General features: G+C 45.5%; 15 protein-coding genes and 1 pseudogene. 13 read left to right on the forward strand and 3 right to left on the reverse strand.

Features of this window, described 5'->3' with window-relative positions; genetic code table 11:
• The first annotated feature begins 209 nt into the window (after positions 1-209).
• The 5 genes from ACE3K2_RS08610 to infC all read left to right on the forward strand — a co-directional run bounded on the left by ACE3K2_RS08610 (position 210) and on the right by infC (position 4,437).
• Positions 210-1,217 (forward strand): LLM class flavin-dependent oxidoreductase, encoded by a 1,008-nt coding sequence (locus ACE3K2_RS08610; RefSeq protein WP_421888918.1) that lies wholly within the window; start codon positions 210-212, stop codon positions 1,215-1,217.
• A gap of 99 nt (positions 1,218-1,316) precedes the next feature.
• The gene (locus ACE3K2_RS08615) at positions 1,317-2,069 is read left to right on the forward strand and encodes a metallophosphoesterase family protein (RefSeq protein WP_421888920.1); all 753 of its coding nucleotides are present in this window, start codon (positions 1,317-1,319) and stop codon (positions 2,067-2,069) included.
• A 101-nt stretch (positions 2,070-2,170) separates the two neighbouring features.
• Positions 2,171-2,494 carry a (2Fe-2S) ferredoxin domain-containing protein gene (locus ACE3K2_RS08620; RefSeq protein ID WP_421888922.1) on the forward strand — a complete coding sequence of 108 codons (324 nt, stop codon included), beginning with the start codon at positions 2,171-2,173 and terminating at the stop codon, positions 2,492-2,494.
• Between the two features lie 399 nt (positions 2,495-2,893).
• Positions 2,894-3,826 carry a manganese-dependent inorganic pyrophosphatase gene (locus ACE3K2_RS08625; protein WP_076330830.1) on the forward strand — a complete coding sequence of 311 codons (933 nt, stop codon included), beginning with the start codon at positions 2,894-2,896 and terminating at the stop codon, positions 3,824-3,826.
• 119 nt (positions 3,827-3,945) lie between these two features.
• A complete protein-coding gene (gene infC, locus ACE3K2_RS08630; RefSeq protein WP_421888924.1) occupies positions 3,946-4,437 on the forward strand; it encodes a translation initiation factor IF-3 in 492 nt (163 codons plus the stop codon).
• A gap of 182 nt (positions 4,438-4,619) precedes the next feature.
• Here the strand turns inward: infC and ACE3K2_RS08635 are convergent, their stop codons facing one another.
• Complete coding sequence (locus ACE3K2_RS08635) at positions 4,620-5,444, reverse strand: protein-glutamine gamma-glutamyltransferase (RefSeq protein WP_421888926.1); 825 nt, start codon at positions 5,442-5,444, stop codon at positions 4,620-4,622.
• Positions 5,445-5,713: 269 nt separating this feature from the next.
• On the opposite strand from ACE3K2_RS08635, the gene ACE3K2_RS08640 reads away from it, so the two are divergent.
• Positions 5,714-8,461, forward strand: a complete 2,748-nt coding sequence (locus ACE3K2_RS08640; RefSeq protein ID WP_421888928.1) for a PAS domain S-box protein — start codon at positions 5,714-5,716, stop codon at positions 8,459-8,461.
• Positions 8,462-8,511: 50 nt separating this feature from the next.
• On the opposite strand, the gene ACE3K2_RS08645 is transcribed toward ACE3K2_RS08640, so the two are convergent.
• The gene (locus tag ACE3K2_RS08645) at positions 8,512-8,724 is read right to left on the reverse strand and encodes a hypothetical protein (protein ID WP_017688899.1); all 213 of its coding nucleotides are present in this window, start codon (positions 8,722-8,724) and stop codon (positions 8,512-8,514) included.
• Positions 8,725-8,841: 117 nt separating this feature from the next.
• Positions 8,842-9,597 (reverse strand): hypothetical protein, encoded by a 756-nt coding sequence (locus ACE3K2_RS08650; protein ID WP_421888930.1) that lies wholly within the window; start codon positions 9,595-9,597, stop codon positions 8,842-8,844.
• Positions 9,598-10,204: 607 nt separating this feature from the next.
• Here ACE3K2_RS08650 and ACE3K2_RS08655 point away from each other — a divergent pair.
• From ACE3K2_RS08655 to ACE3K2_RS08685, 7 genes and pseudogenes are all read left to right on the forward strand, one after another.
• Positions 10,205-11,899 (forward strand): M3 family oligoendopeptidase, encoded by a 1,695-nt coding sequence (locus ACE3K2_RS08655; RefSeq protein WP_421888932.1) that lies wholly within the window; start codon positions 10,205-10,207, stop codon positions 11,897-11,899.
• 242 nt (positions 11,900-12,141) lie between these two features.
• Positions 12,142-13,293 carry an iron-containing alcohol dehydrogenase gene (locus tag ACE3K2_RS08660; protein ID WP_421888934.1) on the forward strand — a complete coding sequence of 384 codons (1,152 nt, stop codon included), beginning with the start codon at positions 12,142-12,144 and terminating at the stop codon, positions 13,291-13,293.
• Positions 13,294-13,881: 588 nt separating this feature from the next.
• The gene (locus tag ACE3K2_RS08665) at positions 13,882-15,051 is read left to right on the forward strand and encodes a glucose-1-phosphate adenylyltransferase (protein ID WP_421891100.1); all 1,170 of its coding nucleotides are present in this window, start codon (positions 13,882-13,884) and stop codon (positions 15,049-15,051) included.
• Between the two features lie 25 nt (positions 15,052-15,076).
• Positions 15,077-16,180, forward strand: coding sequence for a glucose-1-phosphate adenylyltransferase subunit GlgD (gene glgD / locus ACE3K2_RS08670; protein ID WP_421888936.1), 1,104 nt, complete (start codon positions 15,077-15,079; stop codon positions 16,178-16,180).
• A gap of 364 nt (positions 16,181-16,544) precedes the next feature.
• On the forward strand, positions 16,545-18,977 hold the full coding sequence (locus ACE3K2_RS08675) for a glycogen/starch/alpha-glucan phosphorylase (protein ID WP_421888938.1): 2,433 nt from the start codon (positions 16,545-16,547) through the stop codon (positions 18,975-18,977).
• A 114-nt stretch (positions 18,978-19,091) separates the two neighbouring features.
• Positions 19,092-19,190, forward strand: a pseudogene (locus ACE3K2_RS08680) (AraC family transcriptional regulator); the annotation flags it as partial.
• A gap of 42 nt (positions 19,191-19,232) precedes the next feature.
• Positions 19,233-19,691 carry a VanZ family protein gene (locus tag ACE3K2_RS08685; RefSeq protein WP_421888940.1) on the forward strand — a complete coding sequence of 153 codons (459 nt, stop codon included), beginning with the start codon at positions 19,233-19,235 and terminating at the stop codon, positions 19,689-19,691.
• The last annotated feature ends 42 nt before the right edge of the window (positions 19,692-19,733 follow it).

Genomic DNA, 19,733 nt, shown 5'->3' on the forward strand with positions numbered 1-19,733 from the left:
TCAGAATGTCACCAGTCATAAAGCTGGTGGCGTTTTTTTTGCATGTTTCTTGCACAAGTGTGGTAATAAGAGGATAACTAAAGTTTGAAACTGTAATAATTAATGTTACAATGGAACAAGCAAGAATAAAGTGAGCAAGAGTGCGTAATATCCGCAGATCTCATATTCACAGCACTTATGAACCTAACAGACGAGAGGATTGAATATATATGAAACTGAGTGTACTCGAACATGGACATATCAATGAAGGACGGACTGTACAGGATACGCTGCAGGAAACGGTGAAACTCGCGCAACATGCGGATCAATTGGGATACTCGCGTTTCTGGATGTCGGAGCATCATGGTAGTGGTGCGCTGTCTTTCTCCAGTCCCGAAGTGATGATTGCACATGTGGCTGCACATACGGAACGAATTCGCGTAGGTTCCGGTGGCGTCATGTTACCTCATTATAGTGCCTATAAGGTTGCGGAGAATTTCCGTCTGCTGGAAGCTTTGCATCCGGGGCGGATAGACCTTGGGATTGGCAGAGCCCCAGGCGGAATGCCGATTGCCAGCAGAGCGCTGAACGAAGGCAAATCATCGAATGTACAATTCTTCCCTCAGCAGATTGCGGATCTGGGTGGATACTTCCATGAGCAATTGCCCGAGGATCATCGGTTTGCATCTCTGGTAGCCGGACCATCGGTGCCAACGGTACCCGAAGTGTGGTTGCTGGGTTCCAGTTCCGAAGGTGCGAGAATTGCTGCAGCTCAAGGGACATCGTATGCGTTTGCCCAATTCTTCGGAACACCGGGCGGCGAAGAAGCGATGAAGCATTATCGCAGACATTTCAAGCCGTCCATCCTGAATGACAAACCACATTCAATGATTGCTGTCTCGGCATTCTGCGCGGAGACAGAGGAAGAAGCGGCTGAACTGGCGCGCAGCAATGAACTTTTCTTCCTGCGCCTCGGACGAGGTATTGAACAACGATCCTTCCCATCCCTGGAGACGGTGAACAACTATCCATTCACAGCGATGGAGATGGAACAGATCCGTCAACGTCGTTCTTATTCCATCGTGGGTACACCGGATCAGGTGAGAGACAAAATTACCGCTATGGCTGAACGTCATGAAGCGGATGAAGTCATTATCGCGTCAGCGGTCCATTCGTTTGAAGCACGTCTGCGCTCATTCAGCTTGATTGCAGAAGCCTTTGGACTTAAGCAGGACTAATAGTGAGCAAGCGGGAATAACTACTCTGAACAGACTGGAATCTTGCTTTTGCAAGGTTCCGGTTATACTCTTGCGTGATCAGGGAGAGGAGAGATTCACATGCGCAGATGTGTCATTAGTGATATTCATGGCTGTTACGATGAATTTAATGCACTGCTTAAGCTTGCAGATTATAATCCTTTGCAGGATGAATTGATTTTGCTGGGTGATTATGTGGATCGCGGTCCAAGCAGCAGACAGGTCATCGAACAGATTATGCAGCTTCAGCAACAGCACCCTATTATTGTGATCAAAGGCAATCACGATGCCATGATGGTCAAGGCGCTAACCCAGGATGTTGAGCAATATGATCAACACTGGATTCGTAACGGTGGATTACAAACGATGGCAAGTTATCTCAATCTGGAGCTTACTTATGATGAGCAGCAGATAGATTGGGAAGCTTATGCTGAAGCCAAACAGTGGGTACGTACACACTATGAACACCATCTTCGTTTTCTGGAACAGCTTCCGCTGGTGTACGAGATTCCGGGTTATATTTTTGTGCATGCCGGGATCAACCCGGACATTGAGGATTGGAGAAGCCAGTCCGAGCGGGACTTTATTTGGATTCGTGAATCATTCTATTCCAGACCAACAACGATTAGAGAAACGGTCGTATTTGGACACACACCCGTGAAGCATTTGCATGATGAGACAGGCATTTGGTTTGACCCGAGCGGAGACAAAATTGGCATTGACGGTGGTTGCGCTTACGGAGCGCAATTGAACCTGCTGGAGATTAATGAGGATGGCAGTTTACAGACCTTTTTTGTACAGCGAGGGCAGAGCAAGGAAGAACCTGAAATTTAATATTTTCGTTGCGTAGCAGGGTTCCGTATGCTAATTTATAAGGTTGTACGATAGAATAAACAAGATACATATCATATCGACTTGAGGGGAATGAACCAAGTTTGGCTATCTATAATCTGGATCAACTGCAACATCACATTTTACTCTGTAATGGTGGAACATGCATGCGTAACGATGGGGAAGAAGTAACTCAGGCGGTACGGGACGAGATTGTTAAACAGCAGGCGGGAGGATTCATCCATACGACTCGTACCAAATGTAATGGTCAGTGTGACGATGCATGTGTAACGATTGTGTATCCACAGGGTGACTGGTATGGCCAAATGACACCGGATTCAGGCAGAGCACTGGTACAGGCCTTGTGTGAAGGGGAGAAATTGGAGAACCACCTGATTGCTAATGTGGCCAAGACCTCTGTAAATTAGAATTACAGAGAGGATATTATTTTTTTCTAAGATGACTTACCTGAGAATGATTTGCAATTAATTCGCTGTAACGGGATTGGAATTAAGCCTTATAAGCGCTATAATCAGTAGGGTATGATTAAAATATGACATGTATTATTCTATATAAGTTCAACTAAACGTTCTACACGAGAACGGAGAGGACAGAAAAAAGCTGGAGAAGCGGAGCGTTCGCCTAAAAGCTTTCTGAAAGAAAGCTGCATCGGAAGCGTATGCTTATCACCGGATTTTCCCTTCAAAAAGGGAATCAAAAAATCTGGGGATAACAGCGATCGGAAGGTTATTCTGTCATCGGAGTGGCAAGTGTAAACATTCTTTGGTTAAACTTATATAAATGAGAATTGACGGAGGGCTATAAATATGGAAAAAGCGTTAATCTTCGGTCACAAAAATCCCGACACGGATACGATCTGTTCAGCAATCGCCTATGCGGATCTGAAAACAAAATTGGGTCAGGACGTTGAAGCTGTTCGTCTCGGCGAAGTCAATGGTGAAACCCAGTTTGCACTGGATCAATTCAAAATTGCTGCACCACGTCTGATTAAAACAGCTGCAAATGAAGTGAACAAGGTTATTCTGGTTGACCACAACGAGCGTCAGCAAAGTGTAAGCGATATTGAGGAAGTGACTGTCGTGGAAGTTATCGACCACCACCGTATTGCTAACTTTGAGACAAGCGGACCTCTGTATTTCCGTGCAGAGCCTGTAGGTTGTACAGCAACCATTTTGAATAAAATGTACAAAGAAAATGGCATCGAAGTGAGTGCACCGATTGCTGGCCTGATGCTGTCTGCTATCATCTCCGATTCCTTGTTGTTCAAATCCCCGACTTGCACAGAGCAGGACGTAGCTGCTGCGCGTGAACTGGCTGCCATTGCAGGTGTAGATGCAGACAGTTATGGTCTGGACATGCTGAAAGCCGGCGCGGATCTGAGCCAAAAAACAATTGCTGAACTGATCTCCCTGGATGCCAAAGAATTCGTAATGGGTCAATCCAAAGTGGAAATTGCACAGGTTAATGCTGTTGACGTGAATGATGTTCTCGTGAAGCAACCTGAGCTTGAAGCGGCTATTGAGGCGATTATCTCCAGTAAAGGTCTCGACCTGTTTGTATTTGTCGTAACAGACATTCTGAACAACGATTCCGTAGCTCTGGCATATGGTACATCCACCAAAGCTGTGGAAAAAGCCTACAATGTGACGCTGTCTGATAGCAGAGCGCTCTTGAAAGGCGTAGTATCACGCAAATCACAAATTGTACCGGTTCTGACGGAAGCATTCAACACGCTGTAAGTCGGACGAAAATGGCGTATTCGTACGCCGATATACATTGCAAATATAGAAACACCATCCTAGCCTGCTCTGATCTGTAAATGGTCAGGACAGGCTTTTGATGTAGAGGAGGAAAAACCATGATCAAAAACGAAAAGATTAAAGCAGCCGAAGTACAGCTCACCGGCTTGAATGGTGAAGATCTGGGTGTGATGTCCACGCAGGAAGCACTTCTACTTGCGAAGCAGCAAAAAGTAGATCTGGTGTGTTTGTCCTTGATGACAAGTCCACCACCATGCAAGCTGATTGGGGCTGGAGCAGCCAAAGCGGAAGCGCAGCAAGCGAAGAAAAAAGCGAGTAAATCCCCCGATAAACGTAAAGTAAAGGAAATTCGATTGAACCTTGCCATGGAGGATCATGACCGGGATACCAAGCAGTCTCAGGCGGAACGCATCCTGAAGAAGGGTGATTCGGTAAAACTCGTCATCCAGGTGCATGGGCCCAAAGAAGGAGTTGCAGGGAAAGAATGGGCAGAGCAACTGAGCAAATCGCTGGCTGAATTCGGTAGCAAAACGACGGGTGTTCAGGTAAGTGGTAAACAGGTTGTTGTACAACTAGACCCGATTGCCTAAACTGTCGGAAGTGACCATGCTTGTAATATAGAGCTAAGCAGGTATGAATAGAGTAATTTCTTATCGATATGAGGAAAGCCCAATGAGATGGCAGATTAACTGCTGCTTTCACTGGGCTTGTTTATCATCATTCGGATGCAGATCTAAGTCAGTTTAAAGCGCAAGTTAGCTCCGTCCAGTAGTCAGCTGCGTAAATAACGGCTGCCACCAAGTCGTACATATAACTGTCCGGGTAATACAGGTGTAGAACCAGCGGCCATATTATTCTGGCTGTTCTTGGAAAATCGGGATAAATAAAAGAAATCCGGATAGATCACCATATCCATTAAGTAAGCGGAGACCCGGCTACCTGGAACGCGGAACTGATTCAGGGTACGTATAATTTCTTCGCCGCGTGCAATACCAATGCCATGTCCGTAATACCAGTTCTCCCGCAGCATAATGGTATTCTCTCCCTGCCATTCGGGGGTTTCGGGAGAAACATCCGGGTTTTTGAAATACAGTACATCTCCTGGAAGGGCCGTATCACTACCGTTTTTTTCGGTCAATCGCAGGTCGCTGTCATAATGCCAGTCAAAGAGTAACAGATTTCGAAACAGAGAATTAAAGGCGTCTTCGCGAATGCTTCCCAGTACGCCACCATACAGCACAATGACGGTGGCTGTGGCACATTCAAAGGCGTATAAGTGTCCATTCCTCCAGATATCCCGGATGCCCTCGGCAGGGGTCACGTTCGATTTTAGCTCGAATCCACCCTCTGCATTACGATTCCAGTAGGCAGGGTTACATCTGGATTTTTCAAAGGATGCAAAGCTCACACCACTTCGATCCAGTCCTTCCGCTGCATCCACAAGAGAACCCCTCAAGTCCCATTCAAAACGAAGATGATCCATGGATTGATAAATATATCTCGTGGGTTGATTCTGGAGTTGCTGTAACCAATACCATTCAAAAGCAGACCATTCCGGGCGGTTCAGTTCTACCGGTTGATTTGCGACAATGATCATAATCAATACCTCCGTTCCTGTTCGAATATTCAACATTGTATAATCGGGAGAGCACGGGTATTGTGTAGTATATGACGTCACGTGTTCGAATTGGTATCTTTTAAAGAAAGTCATTAGTTTCGAGATTAAAGATGTCAATTTATGTGTGCATTTTATCTGACCTCGTTTATAAATCATGGCATTTGGGGTAGTACTCTATAGATGAAGTTATGTTCAGGGCGATCTATTCATACGGAATACATTCAGATTCTCATAAAGGAGGACATGTAATGTCGAAATTCATTACAGAGAGCCGATCCCTGTTCGAACAATTGTATACACACGCACCAATCGGCATTGCTGTCGCATCGCATGTAAACGGACGGTGGTTACAGCTTAATCCTGCATTTTGCGAGATGCTTGCATACAGTGAAGATGAACTGATCGATACTTCGGTCATACATATGATCTACGAAGAAGATCTGCACATGGAGGAATTCCGCAGCAAGTTCTGGGAAATGACCCATGAAACAAGTCCGATGTACGAGACGGAGGTTCGTCTGAAACGAAAGGACGGTTCGTTATTATGGGCAACCATTCGAGCGTGCATTGTGAGGGATGAAACCAATGGTGAGCCCTTATATCTGCTGGTACAAGCTGCTGATATTACGAAACAAAAAGATGCAGAGGAAATCCTCATTGTGCAGCGTAAACAATTGGAAGAGAGCAGTCGCATCTCTCGCCTGCTGGCAGAGTCTTCACTAGACCTGATTGCAATCCATGACGCCGATTCTAGTCGTACATTTAAATATGTGTCGAATGCATGTAAGAGCATGTTGGGCTATGAGTTGGAAGAAGTTGTAGGTAAGCCGGGAACATTCGTTATCTATCCGGATGATGTGCCTTTGGTTGAAGCTTATGTGGAAGAGCAGCGAAAGGGACTGGCTCCCAAACGGCTCAGTTATCGCCTGCAACATAAGGATGGGTCCACGGTATGGGCAGATACGATTACACATTATGTATATGACGATTCAGGTGAATTGATGGAGATTGTCGCCGTAACCCGGGATATCACAGCCAGCCAGCAACAACAGTTAAGCATGCAGGAGTACAGATCGTTATTTGACTGTAATCCCCTAGGCGTGGCTTCTCTTGATCTGGATGGCAATCTGCTGAAAGCCAACATGGGTCAGGAACAGTTGACAGGACACACCAAGGAGGAGCTGCTGAGTCGTCCTTTTGATCACCTCATTGATCCTGTGGATCTGGAGAAGACTCGATATCATTTTGAGGAGACGGTAAAGGGCTCAGCACAGAGCTACGAGATAGGTTTAATTCATAAAAATGGGCAGCGAATTGAAACACATGTAATTAATGTTCCTATTATACTTGAGGACAAAGTTGTTGGAGTCTACGGGATCACCAGCGACATTACAGAGTCCAAACGTTACGTCGAGGAAATCGAGAATCTTAGTTATGAACGGGCATTGATTTTGAATGGCATGTCTGAGGGGGTTATTGGACTGGACCTGGATGGGAATCTGAACTTTGCCAATCCGGCCGCTGCGGAGATCATGAACTTCTGTCCAAGTGAAATGAATGGCAAACCCATTGAACAGATGATGATCCAAATGCAGAGCGAAGGCATCCCCTACCCATCCAAGGAAACACCTATTCTACAGGCTGTACGTGAGGGACGAGGTCTGCCGCGTACCGAATCCGTATTCTGGAGACAGGATGGGTCCAGTTTCCTGGCGGAGTTTCAATTGAAGCCAATTATGGATCAGGGTAGAACCCGCGGGGCAGTGTTGGTTTTCCGTGATATGACATCCGTTAAGGATATCATACGTGCGAAGGAAGCAGCAGAGCATGCAGACCGAGCGAAGTCCGAGTTTCTCGCCATCATGAGTCATGAGCTTCGTACGCCATTGAACGGTATCATGGGTATGGCCCATCTGTTAATGGAAACCGAGCTGGATGTTGAACAGAAAGGTTTTGCGGAAATCATGATTGACAGCGGTGAATCCCTTTTGTATATTTTGAACGAAATTTTGGATTTCAGCAAAATCGAAGCAGGCAAAATGGATCTGGAGCGCGCCCCTGTAGATATTAAGGCGATGCTGAGTGGGGTGATCGAGCTGTTTGCACTGAAGGCTTCGGAGAAAAATATTGAACTCTATTGTGAGGTGTCGGATCACATTCCTGAGCGCATTCGAGGGGATGAGACCCGAATCCGGCAGGTTTTAATTAATCTGGTGGGTAACGCCGTTAAATTCACAGAAAAGGGCCGTATTGAGGTGAGCGTAGGTGCTGATTTCTCAGATGAGCATGGTCAGGATAACCTGATGTTGACCTTTAAGGTGAGAGATACGGGGATTGGCATTCCAACAGAAAAGCAGCATCAGTTGTTCCAATCCTTCTCACAGCTTGATCCGGCCATCAATCGCAAGTTTGGCGGGACGGGCCTAGGGCTTGCGATCAGCAAAAAACTGGTGGAGTTAATGGGCGGAGCGATTGGCGTACAGAGTGAGATCGGTGAAGGGGCAGAATTCCAGTTCACCCTTGTAGTTGAGCGGTGGCAAGAGGAGAGTAGTGACTCAATCGAAATCACCACGAATGATGAACTGCAATGGGATCGAGCTAGTCTTGCCCATAACATCAAAATTTTGATTGCTGAAGATCAAGCGGTAAACAGTCATCTGTTGGAGGAAATGCTGCGTAAATTTGGCGGAGTATGTGATATCGTTGAGAATGGGGCACAGGCTGTCGATTCATTGAACAAGGTTCAATATGACCTGGTGTTTATGGATATTCAAATGCCGGTTATGGATGGGATTGAAGCGACCTGTCAAATCAGACAGACCTACCCAGACATACCGGTTATTGCAGCGATTACAGCTTTTGCAGGCGAGGGTGACCGTGAGCAGTGTCTGAAATGCGGAATGCAGGACTTTATCAGCAAACCTTTTCATGCCACGGAGATAAGCCGCGTATTAAATACATGGGTTCCATATATTCGTTCTCAAAAGGTAAAGTAACAGAAAAATAACCTGCGCCTTGAAATTCAAGGTACAGGTTATTCTGTCATTTACGACCAGCCTCCGATTAAGCCGGAGAGGGTTACGCATTCGTCATCTTCCAAATCTGCAATCAGAGTGAGTTCTTCGTTGTCTTGTGGATCAACGGAGAATAATTCACGGCGTCCGTCCTCATGTACAATAATGACTAACTGATGGCCGCCCTTTGTATCAAACTGGTACTTAACTCCGATACCAGGTAGTGGGCATTCGCGGATATTCATGAAACCTGTCACCTCTTTAGCTTTGCTTAATAAAAAATTAACCGTTCACACAGTACGGATGTATTCTACTATCCATAACACCGTTTGGCAAGTACAAATGAAAATGTCGTCATGGAATTAACGTTTTCCGCGATGTGGTCGTACGCTTTGGTGCTGTCTGGCACGTTTTCTGCGAACGAAAATCCAGATTAACAGGGCAACGATTAACAAGAGGCCAAGGACTGCAATAATGATGATATTTCGGATATTGGGAACCTGTACAGTCAGATCCAGTTTATTCATCTGGAGGGGTGAAACGTGCCAAATGAGCGTTTTTCCGCCATCCTCCACCTGATCCGCATTGGAATCGGCTGCCTTGATGGGCAAAGATAATTTAAAGTCAAAGTTAACATCTTTTAACAAGAGATTCTTAAGAAAGTTAGGCACCTTGTTAATCTGGTTTTTGATCTCACCATCCGGCATGGATTCCATGAGATCGGCTTCTGCTGTAATGTGCATCTTGGAAGTGAAGAAGCCGGGCGAAGTAGATTGTTCTACCTTGATCCCAGGTGGTAACTCGGATGTATCCAAGCTGGTCGTATTGCTTTTCTCATAATGGGTGGTCGCTGTGAGCTGCTTCTGATCCCCCTGTTCCGTAACCTCTGCCTGGAAGTTATTTCGATTCAATGCATCTGCGATCAGAGGCATAAGGTTGTCTTGTCCGATTTTACCAAGAGCGGAGCTCTTGACGTTGAGATTGAGATCCAGGTCCGTTGATCCATCCATATTTACCGTTAGATGGGCTTCTCCATCAGCACAAGCGGATAAAACAGATAACATAAGGGCTAACAAAACAGTAAGAAATAGCTGACGTAAGGGGATGCGAGTTAACATGTCTTTCAACCTTTCTGCGTAAAAATCCAAATTCCATTTCATAGAAGTATAGTATACACCGTAAGCTTGGTGGATGAAACTTTGCACGGTGCAGTGAGGAAAGTATGATTTAGTGTGATTGGGGAAATAATCAATATATTAAAATTAAAGATTTCGTATTTTTGTCAATGTTCGGTCAACTCAAATGGCGCTTCACCGTGTACACTAGTAGTAGTGTGATGAATATACGGAAGCAGGGAGGTTACATTCATGACATATATCATTATTATGGCCGTTATTATGGTCGTGGGCATGGTCGGAATGGGCTGGTTCTATCAGATTATGGATAAGGACCAAAGCTAGTAATCTTTAAATGTGAAAAGAAGAGAGACAACCTATAAGCTGGCTTCGCTAACGCGGGGCGGGCTTATTTGTGTGGGGAAATTTTTTGAAGAACTGACCTTACATGAACACGTAATATATGTAACCATGAATGGTGTACAAATTTGACCGATGGACAAATATTTTTCGTAAAGATGGGATTTTTTAGCTGCTCTTTTGTATAATAGGGGGTAGTTTAACTCGGGATCCTCCCGAGATTCTGCCAAACAGGAAAGGGTGTACATAAATGAAATTTAGTGAGTATACGTATACACGTCCGAATCTGGAACATATCAAGACATCTTTCCGCGAGCTGTTGAGCGGTTTTGAAGCTGCGGCAACGGTTGAAGAACAGAGCGGATTCATGGATCAGATTAACGCGCTGCGCAGTGATTTTGAGACGCAAGCCCAATTGGTCTACATCCGTCATTCCATTGATACCAATGATGAGTTTTACAAAGCGGAGAACGAATTTCTGGATGAGAATGCACCCATTGTGCAGGAATATATTACGGATTTTTACCGTGCACTGGTTAACTCCAAATTCCGTAACGAGTTGGAACAAAAATGGGGTTCACAGCTGTTCCAGCTGGCGGATCTTTCATTGAAAACATTCAGCCCGGAAATTATTGAAGAACTCCAGAAGGAGAACAAACTTTCCACAGAATACAATCAGTTGATCGCATCAGCCAAAATTCCGTTCGAAGGTGAAGAGCGCACGTTGCCACAGCTTCATCCGTTCGAACTGTCCACGGATCGCTCCATGCGGGAGCGTGCGTCTGAAGCCAGATACACTTTCATGGCTGAACATGAGGCAGAATTCGATCGCATTTACGATGAACTGGTTAAGGTACGTACACAGATCGCGAAGAAACTGGGTTATCCAAGCTATGTGGAACTCGGCTATGATCGCATGAACCGTACGGATTACAACGCAGAGATGGTAGCCAACTTCCGGGCACAAGTTCGTGATTATATTGTACCTGTAGCGACCAAGCTCAGAGAGCGCCAGCGTAACCGGATTGATGTGGATACACTGTATTATTACGATCAGGGCTTCAGCTTCAAGACGGGTAACCCGACACCAAAGGGTGATGCAGACTGGATTATTGACAATGGTAAAAAAATGTACGCTGAATTATCACCAGAAACGGATGCATTTTTCCAGATGATGACTGAAAACGAGCTTATGGATCTGGTCAGCAAAAAAGGTAAACAGGGCGGCGGATACTGTACGTTCCTGAACGATTACAAAGTGCCGTTTATCTTCTCCAACTTCAACGGTACCTCCGGTGATATTGATGTATTGACCCATGAAGCAGGTCATGCTTTCCAGGTGTATGAGAGCCGTGATTTTGCAGTGCCTGAATACAATTGGCCAACGTATGAATCGGCTGAGATTCATTCCATGAGCATGGAGTTCTTCACATGGCCGTGGATGCAGTTGTTCTTCAAGGAAGATACGGACAAGTACAAGTTTGATCATCTGTCTTCCGGTCTGTTGTTCATTCCGTATGGCGTAGCCGTGGATGAATTCCAGCATTTTGTATACGCGAATCCGGAAGCTACACCAGCGGAACGGAAGCAGGCATGGCGCAACATTGAGAAGACCTACTTGCCACACATCAATTACAAAGATAATGCGTATCTGGAGCAAGGTGGTTTCTGGCATAAGCAGGGTCACATTTTCTCATCGCCATTCTATTACATTGACTATACGTTGGCACAGATCTGTGCATTCCAGTTCTGGAAACGCAGCAATGAGGACATGAAGTCTGCATGGGCCGATTATCTGACATTGTGCAAAGCGGGAGGAAGCCTATCCTTTACCGGATTGGTTGAACTTGCTGGATTGAACTCTCCATTCGAGGATGGCTGTGTTTCCTCCGTAATTGGAGATATTGAGGCATGGCTTGACGGTGTGAACGATAAGGCGCTGTAAGCCTTCGGAAGAATGCTTTTAGTGAAAGTACCTCTAAGGTATAAGTAGTGGATAACGCTTTAAGATCGATAAGTAAGACGGCTTGGAGACCTTTGGGTGTCTGGGTCGTCTTTTTCATTATGGGTAAAAATCAACCTCAGTGTAACATTTATCGTCTTCATTGTGATTTATTTCACTATATCTGAAAACGGATTCAGTTACAATGGAGATAGTAAATCAGGGGTTACAGGAGGCTGGTTCAGATGGCAACACATGCATATTATGTTCCGCCCGTGAACTTGATGGGTAGAGGTTGTTTACAGGAAGCAGGTCAGATGATTGAACAGATGGGTATTCGCAAAGCACTGGTGGTAAGTGATCGTCAGTTGATTACTTCAGGTGTTGCAGAGCAGGTACTGTCTATATTAAGAAAATCAGGGTTAGACTATGTAGTATATGATGAGGTACAGCCTAATCCAACATGTCAGAATGTACATGATGGACTTCGAATATTCCAGGATCATGGCTGTGACGCCATTATATCGATAGGCGGAGGTTCACCGCAGGATGCTGCCAAAGGCATTGGCATTGTAGCAACGAACGGTGGACACATCCGTGAATATGAAGGATTGCATCAATCGAAACATAAGTCCGTGCCACTTGTGGCTGTTAACACAACGGCTGGCACATCGAGTGAGGTGACAATAAACTACGTGATTACAGATGAGGAACGTAAAGTGAAGATGGTGATGGTGGACCGCAACAGTCTGGTCTCCCTGTCGGTTAATGATCCGGAGCTGATGCTCAGCAAACCTGCAAGTCTTACAGCGGCCACAGGAATGGATGCGTTGACCCATGCTGTGGAAGCGATGGTTACGCCAGGAGGGTTTACCGTGACAAGTGCAACAGCTGCTGCAGCTGTTGAATTGATCTTTGAATATTTGCCAAGAGCCGTGAGAGACGGCAATGATCTGGAAGCGCGGGAACATATGACGTACGCGTGTTTCCTTGGTGGAATTGCTTTTAACAATGCGGGTCTGGGTTATGTCCATGCGATGGCGCATCAACTGGGTGGCGTATATGATCTGCCGCATGGTGTATGTAACGCCATGTTACTCCCCTATGTAGAGGAGCTGAATGCCAAGCATGTACCGGGCAAATTCCGTCACATTGCCAAAGCAATTGGTATGGATGTGAAGGGCAGAAGTGATGAGGAGTGTTCCGATTACGTTATTGGGGCCATCCGTCAGCTATCGAAGGAAGTTGGTATCCCTGAGAAACTGTCTGAACTGGGTGTGAAAGATCCGGATGTGGAATTGCTTGCCGATAATGCGATGAAAGATTCCTGTGCACCAGGCAACCCGTATCAACCGTCCAAGGATGAAGTGATGGAGCTGTTCCGCAAAATTATATAGACCATATGTAAGAATGGATATACGAAAAGTAAAGTATATTACAGTATGATCCTGTTAGAACTAAAGGAGCATGGACCAAACAGGAGCCATGGAATAGACAGACAAAATGAGCCGGGATGGGAAGTCGGCTTTTTTGTCATGTCAAATTCACATATTTTTACTTATTTTTCCATTTAATGATTGTACAAAAACGAAAGGATTTTGCTTCGCCACTATCGAATACAATATAAATAACAGCGGCACGAGAAAGGGTTATTTCACCCAAAACTTGATGTCGATGTTTTCCAGTAAGATTCCCCAGTCCGTTTCGTGTTTAATGTTAAATAGGAGTAGTCTATTTCATTTGCACGAGCTACACCTGAAGTTCTGCATCTAACATTCACCTCTGTAGGACAGTCAAGGCAATTCTACACCAGCATCATCTCTATTTCAGGCTTTACAATCCAAGAAGTTCAATCGCAACAAGATTTACCGGTTCCACATCTGTACAGCATGCTCCTAATCAAGACAACAGTGTCCACACAACAGAATATCGATTATGGGCTCTGAAATGAATCAGAACGAATGCACGTGGAGGAGGCTGTAATGATGGCGAAAAAAGAAGTTGTAGCGATGCTGCTTGCCGGAGGGCAAGGTAAGAGGTTAAAAGGATTAACCAAATCACTGGCTAAGCCAGCTGTTTATTTTGGGGGCACCTACCGAATCATTGATTTTCCGCTGAGTAACTGTTCTAATTCTGGTATTGATACAGTGGGTGTATTGACTCAATATGAACCACTTGTCTTACATTCCTATATTGGCATTGGCAGTGACTGGGATCTGGATCGGAAAAACGGCGGGGTATATGTACTTCCTCCCCATGAACGTGAAGACGGAAGCAACTGGTACCGAGGCACAGCAGATGCCATCTTCCGTAACCTGAACTTTATTGAACAATTCGATCCTGAGCATGTGCTCATTCTGTCAGGGGATCATATCTATAAGATGGATTACGAAAAAATGCTCCAGTATCACAAAGATAAAGATGCGGATTGCACCATATCGGTCATTGATGTCTCATTGGAAGAAGCCAGCCGATTCGGGGTGCTGAACACTAACGATGACTATAGCATCTATGAATTTGAAGAAAAACCTCCAGAGCCTAAGAGCACACTTGCCTCCATGGGTATCTATCTCTTCAAGTGGGATGTACTGAAACGTTTCCTGATTCAGGATGAACAACAGGCATCCACCTCCTATGATTTTGGCAAGGATATTATTCCTTTGTTGCTTAAAAACGAAAAATCCTTATATGCGTACCCATTCGAAGGGTACTGGAAAGACGTTGGTACCATTCGCAGTCTGTGGGAATCCAATATGGACCTGTTGGACGAAGACACACCGTTTAATCTGAATGATCCGGACTGGCGTATTTTCACACGTAATCCGAACCAACCTGCACAATACATCTCGCCTTCGGGTAAGGTGCGGAATTGTATTATTAGTGAAGGCAGTGTAGTGCATGGTGAGGTCAATCATTCTGTTCTGTTCTACGGGATTGAAGTTGGTGAGAACAGTGCTGTCATCGATTCGGTGATTATGCCAAGAGTGAAAATCGGGCAAAATGTACGCATTTATCGAGCTATTATTGCAGAAGGATTGGTTATTCCGGATGGAACACAGATCTCACCTGCACCGGGAGATGAGAGTGATATATTGCTCGTGGATCAGGAAGAACTGGAACGTCAGCTTCGCCAAGGAATAACTAGCAAGGCCTAATTGAAGTTAAAGGACGGTGCATGCGATGAAACAATTGATCGGAGTTATTAACCTTGACCATGAACTTGAAGAATTGAAGGAATTGACATATTTTCGCTGCGGAGCCGCGGTGCCTTATGCCGGGCGTTACCGTCTGATCGATTTTGTTCTATCCAATATGATGAATGCAGGCATTGAGAGTATAGGTGTATTTGTACGGCGCAAATATCGCTCGTTAATGGACCATCTTGGTGACGGTAAGCCTTGGGATTTGGATCGCAAACATGGGGGGATGTTTATTTTGCCACCAGACTGGAATGATCCAACAGATACATCACAGGGGGACTTGCAGCATTTCCATAACAATTTGGACTTTTTCCACAGAGGGGCAGGGCAATATGTTGTGCATGCGGGCAGTCGCCATGTGACCAAAGCAGACCTCCAGGATGTCTACAAGTATCACATCAGTAAAGGAGCGGACGTTACACTGGTCTGCAAAAAAGTAGATCAGCTGCTGCCTGAGCATGATGCCTGTGTCAAAGTTGAACATGACGGGGACGGTAACGTGGTGGACATTCACCAAAGCGCTAATCACCCGAATATATATACAGAAATTTTCATCATGGAAAAAGAATTATTTTTGCGCCAAGTGCAGCGCTGCATAGATCATGGTGAGAGCCACTTCTTCCGGGATGTGATTCAAAAAAATCCGGATGGATTGAAAATCGCTGCGTATGCATATGATGGCTATCACGCAGTTATCAATTCAATTGACAGTTATTATCGCAACAGTATGGATCTGTTGAATACAGGGCAATATGAACAACTGTTCCAGGAAGATCCCGTTCAGACCAAAATTAAGTATGAAGCCCCTGCCAAATACCTGGATACCGCCGATGTTAAGCATTCACTTCTTGCCAATGGCTGCATTGTAGGTGGAGAGGTGGAGGACAGCATATTATTCCGTGGTGTACAGGTGGCCAAAGGTGCCAAAATCAAAGGTTCCATCATCATGCAGAAATGTTACATTGGTGAGGGGACTGTACTTGAGAACGTTATTCTCGATAAAGACGTGAAGCTGACCGGAGGACAGACGTTGATCGGTGCCCCGTCGAATCCATACATTTTAGCGAAAAGTACTATTATCTAATGCCCGTACGTAACCGATATCTTCTATAAATATATATATAAAATAAAAATCCTGTAGGATGGATTTAAGGTTCATACATTTTTGACGCATCGGGGTGCCACTGAAAAAGCTCCTTCATACGTGCAAACGTAGTGGAGGGGACGAAATCGATTCTGAAGAAGCGAAGCGGTCGCCTTTATCCCTGGATTTTTCCTTTTATAAAAAGGAATCAAAAAAATCTGGGGATAACAGCGATCATAAGAACGATTCGTCACCGGAACGGGCTTTCAGTCGAAAGTGTAGCATTTATAGCTTTGACACTCACGCGCAAAAATTTGTATGAACCGCCATCATCCTACAGGATTTCCCCGGGAGGAACCTACTTTTGTTTGACAACAAAGAAACGTTCAAGAGTATCTTTACACGGAATCTGGTCAGCAAATTGGGCAAACCGATTGAAGAAGCAACACAGGAAGACGTATACCACGTACTGGGAAGTATGATCCGTGAATATGCAGGCCAGGATTGGGCAGCGTCGAATCAGGGGTTTAAGCAGCGCCAGGATAAACAGGTGTATTACTTCTCGCTGGAATTCCTGATTGGACGTCTGCTCGGCAACAATCTGCTGAATGTGAATGAATTGGAATTGGTCCGTGATAGTCTGGCTGAACTCGGTTTCTCCTTGGAAGAGGTAGAAGAACAGGAGGCGGATGCAGGACTTGGTAACGGAGGTCTGGGACGACTCGCTGCCTGTTTCCTGGATTCACTCGCATCACTCGGATATGCAGGACATGGCTGCGGCATTCGGTACAAATACGGTTTGTTTGAGCAAAAAATCATCAATGGCAATCAGGTAGAGTTACCCGACAATTGGCTGGATAAAGGCAATGAATGGGAAGTCCGCCGTCCAGACAAAAAAGTGGAAGTACAGTTCTGGGGCCGGGTGGAAGCTCACGAGCAAGATGGGGAATATCAATTTGTTACAAAAGATGCCGAATCGGTTGTAGCCATTCCCTATGACGTGCCTGTCATTGGTTATGGTCAAACGCATGTTAACACATTGCGTCTATGGAGTGCCGAGCCGAAGCGCGAGACTTCACTCGATACACCTTCGAACTACTACGGCTATCTGGATTATAGCCGTTCGGTGGAATCGATCTCGGAATTCCTGTATCCCGATGATTCCCAGTACGAAGGAAAGCTGTTGCGTTTGAAGCAGCAATATTTCATGTGTTCAGCAGGCGTGCAGAGTGCGTTGCGTACGTTCAACAAGCTGGAGCTACCGTACGATCGTTTGCCAGATAAAGTGGCCTTCCATATTAATGATACACATCCAACCTTGGTTATTCCAGAATTGATGCGCATCCTGATTGATGTGAAGGGTTATGGCTGGGATGAAGCATGGGATATCACAACGCGTACTGTATCGTATACCAATCATACAACGCTGAGTGAGGCGCTTGAGAAATGGCCTGTAGCCATGATCAGCAAGCTGCTGCCACGGATCTACATGATCATTGAAGAGATCAATAAACGCTTCTGTGGCATGCTGCTGGATCGGTATCCGGGAGATCAGGATCGTATAGGGCATCTGGCGATTGTTGCGAACGATCAGGTACGGATGGCACATCTGGCGATTGTAGGCAGTCATAGCGTGAATGGTGTGGCGGCATTGCATACCGAGATTTTGAAAGAACGCGAGATGGCGCCGTTCTATGCACTGTATCCAGAGCGTTTCAATAATAAAACCAATGGTATTACCCATCGCCGCTGGCTGATGCATGCCAATCCGAAACTGTCGGATCTGATTACGGATACAATCGGTAACGAATGGATAACAGAGCCGGGCAAGCTGGACCAACTGGCAGGCTTTGCGGATAATACATCATTCCAAGAGCAGTTCCGTTCAATTAAGCGGCACAACAAAGAGCGGCTTGCTACCTATATTTTGGACCATACTGGGACAACAGTGAATCCAGATTCCATCTTTGATGTACAGGTGAAGAGACTGCATGGGTACAAACGACAACTGTTAAACATTCTGCATGTGATGCATCTGTATAACCGGCTTAAGAATGATACTTCGTTTGATATGGTGCCACGTACGTTCATCTTTGGTGCCAAGGCAGCGCCGAGTTATTATTTTGCCAAGAAAATTATCAAGCTGATTAATACTGTCGCTGACACGGTGAATCGGGATGCGGCCGTAAATGACCGCTTGAAGGTATTTTTCCTCGAGAACTATTCCGTCTCTCTTGCAGAGAAAATCATTCCTGCTGCGGATGTTAGTGAGCAGATCTCAACCGCAGGCAAGGAAGCTTCCGGTACGGGCAACATGAAGTTTATGATGAACGGTGCTTTAACGATTGGCACAATGGACGGAGCCAACGTGGAGATGGCGGAGCAGGTTGGAGAAGAAAATATGTTCATCTATGGTCTGCGCGCGGACGAAGTGCTTGAGTATTATCGATCAGGAAGCTATCGTCCAAATGAGATTGTGCAGCATGATGAACGTATTCGCGAGGTCGTGGAGCAATTGGTGCATCCAGGGGCATTCTGTTATCGTGACGGGGAGTTCTGGGATATTTATGACTCCTTGCTGGCCCATGGTGACGAATACTTTGTATTGCGTGATTTTGCTGCTTATGCAGATGCGCATGCTGCCATTGACCAGGCGTATCGGGATATTCCGGGCTGGACTCGAAAAGCGATCTTGAATACGGCGCATTCCGGCATATTCTCCAGTGACCGTACCATTAGTGAGTATGCTACAGATATCTGGGGTATTCATCCCGTGTCCGGGAACTGGAAAGGTTAAGCATAGATTGTTAGAAAAATAGATCCCCTTGTTCACAAGAGTTTTCTCTACTGGTTAATCAATCAGAGTGGGGAGCATCTCCTTGTAGAACAAGGGGATTTTGGCTTAAAGTGAAACTATGAACGGAGGGAAGGACCAGACTTTGAAATGACGGATGTTTGGAAATCGACCCCTGAACAATTGGACATGAAGATCTATATCCCGTTAAAATAGACCTTACCGCTTCGCGAAATTCAAGGTCGGAGGATCGAAGGAATGAACGAAAAGTCATGGCTTCACTCCAAGTTTATGCTCGTAATTGTTGGTTGCATGGCAGTGCTATACATACTCATTATGGGCAATTTACTGTTTGTCAGTGGACGAACGCCAGGCGTGTATTATCAATATAATCTCATCCCCTTTGAGACCATACGGCCTCTTCTATTGGAGAGGGAGAGGTACCATACGGATGCCTGGGTTAAAAATTTGTTTGGCAATATCGTATTATTTATTCCGCTGGGGATCTGCATTCCATGGTTGTTTCGGAGATGTCGTTTGTTCCTGACCTTCACATGCACAGTTGTTTTGATACTGCTGGGTGTTGAGGTTACACAATTGATTACCCGTGTAGGTTCATTCGATGTGGATGACATTATTCTGAACACCATTGGTGCCTGGATCGGTTACGTGGGATTTAAGCTATTCTTATTCCCACCAGGAAGGACTCGGAATTGAGCCGCAGATCGCGGTCCATGACCGGGTCTTTTTGCATAAGAA

It is taken from the genome of Paenibacillus sp. (genome assembly GCF_048976745.1).
Lineage (GTDB): Bacteria > Bacillota > Bacilli > Paenibacillales > Paenibacillaceae > Paenibacillus.